Origin of the sequence: Methylobacterium sp. E-016 (assembly GCF_022829745.1) — a bacterium.
Lineage (GTDB): Bacteria > Pseudomonadota > Alphaproteobacteria > Rhizobiales > Beijerinckiaceae > Methylobacterium.
On sequence record NZ_JAKSYF010000125.1, the window covers coordinates 1 to 1,959 of the forward strand.

The window sequence follows — 1,959 nt, forward strand, 5'->3', positions numbered from 1 at the left end:
ATGTTGATTGTGGAGACCATCGCCAAGGTCCGGCGCCTGTTCCGCACCGAGCACAAGAGCATCCGGGAGATCTCACGGGAGCTGCGTCTGTCGCGCAAGGTCGTGCGCAAGGCTCTGCGTTCGGATGCTACCGCCTTCGCCTACAAGCGTCAGCGGCAGCCGCGCCCTCAACTCGATAGCCACGTCGCTCAGCTCGAGGCCCTGTTGGCTGAGGAACTTGCCAAGGCGAAGCGCCAGCGCCTGAGCTACGTGCGCCTGTTCGAGATCCTACGACAGGACGGCTTCGCAGGCGGTTACGACAGCGTGCGCCGCTACGCCCAGCGCTGGTTCAAGGATCGCGCCGCCACCGCTCAGGGCGTCTTCGTGCCGCTCGTCTTCGCCCCCGGCGAGGCCTACCAATTCGACTGGAGCCACGAGACCGCGCTGATCAACGGGGTGACCACCCAGATCAAGGTCGCCCACATCCGGCTCTGCCACTCGCGCCTGTTCCTGCTGCGCGCCTATCCGCGCGAGACGCAGGAGATGGTGTTCGACGCTCACGAGCAGGCGTTCCGTTTTTTCGGCGGGTCGTGCCGGCGCGGCATCTACGACAACATGCGCACCGCGGTGGCCACGATCTTCCTCGGCCGCCAGCGCACGTTCAACCGCCGCTTCCAGCAGTTCTGCTCGCACCACCTCGTCGAGCCGACCGCCTGCAACCCGAACGCAGGCTGGGAGAAGGGCCAGGTCGAGAACCAGGTGCGCACGGCCAGAGGGCGTTTCTTCAAGCCCACGCCACGCCATCCATCGTTGGCCGCGCTGAACGGTTGGCTGGAGGAGCGCTGCATCGCTTGGGCGATGACGGCTTCCCATCCGGTGCAGCGCGACCGCACCGTCATGGCGGTGTTCGAGACCGAGGACCGGCCAGCCCTCGTCACGTTGCATGCGGCGTTCGATGGCTTCCACGAGGTCGAGGTCGCCGCATCCCCCACCTGCCTCGTGCGCTTCGACAACAACCGCTACTCCGTCGAGGCACGCGCTGCCGGCCGACGGGTGCAGCTGCGCGCCCATGCCGAGCGGATCACCGTCTTCCTTAACGGCGAGCGCGTTGCCGAGCATGCCCGGTGCTTCGGGCGTCACCAGACGATCTACAACCCCTGGCACTACCTGCCCGTGCTCGCCCGCAAGCCCGGCGCGTTGCGTAACGGCGAGCCATTCCGGGACTGGGACCTCCCCGTGTCACTGCGCGAGGTTCGCCGCCGGCTGGCCGCCTACTCAGACGGGGATCGTCAGTTCGTGACGATCCTCTCGGCCGTTCCCGAGGCTGGGTTGGACGCGGTCGAGGCGGCCTGCACTCGCGCGCTGACCGCCCGCCTGCACAGCGCAGACGCCGTGCTCAATCTGCTCGCTAGGGAGCGGGAGCCTGTGCCGCCCCCACCCATGCTTACCCCCTCGTCGTTGACACTCGGGCTCGTGCCGACGGCGGACTGTGCTCGCTATGACGGGCTGCGCACCTTGGTGAGGGCATAATGGACCGACCCGCCGTCCTCGAGCTGATGGTCAAGCTCAAGCTGCGCGGCATGCGCGCGGCCTACGACGAGGTGATGACCCTGGCAGCCAAGCGCCACCACTCGCCCGAGCAGGTCGTGGGTCAGCTCCTCACCCTGCAACTGGCTGATGTGGAGAGCCGTGCCACGAGCTACCGCATCGCCAATGCCCGCTTCCCCGTGATGAAGACGCTGGCCGAGTTCGAGTTCGCGGGCTCGCCTGTGGACGCGGTGGCTGTGCGCGAACTGCCGCTAGCGCAGGCCGTCCGCCCCGATCACCAGGTCGGCCGAGAGGCTGTCGTTGCGGGTGCCGTTGCCGCGTTCGAGGGCGAGGGTGACGGCGTCCGCGGGCTCGGTGAGGCGCATGACGGCACGGCCCAACATCAGGCGGATGCGGGGGCGCGAGTGCACCGCCTCGAGGAGCAGTGGCTGA

2 protein-coding genes are annotated in these 1,959 nt (G+C 67.9%); both read left to right on the plus strand.

All coding sequences use genetic code 11. The features are described 5' to 3' along the window. The gene (gene istA / locus MKK68_RS16695; protein WP_244031577.1) at positions 1-1,509 is read left to right on the plus strand and encodes an IS21 family transposase; all 1,509 of its coding nucleotides are present in this window, start codon (positions 1-3) and stop codon (positions 1,507-1,509) included. Continuing rightward, the coding region (locus MKK68_RS16700) for an ATP-binding protein (RefSeq protein ID WP_244031579.1) at positions 1,509-1,959 on the plus strand (451 nt) is incomplete at its 3' end. The genes istA and MKK68_RS16700, both read left to right, overlap by 1 nt.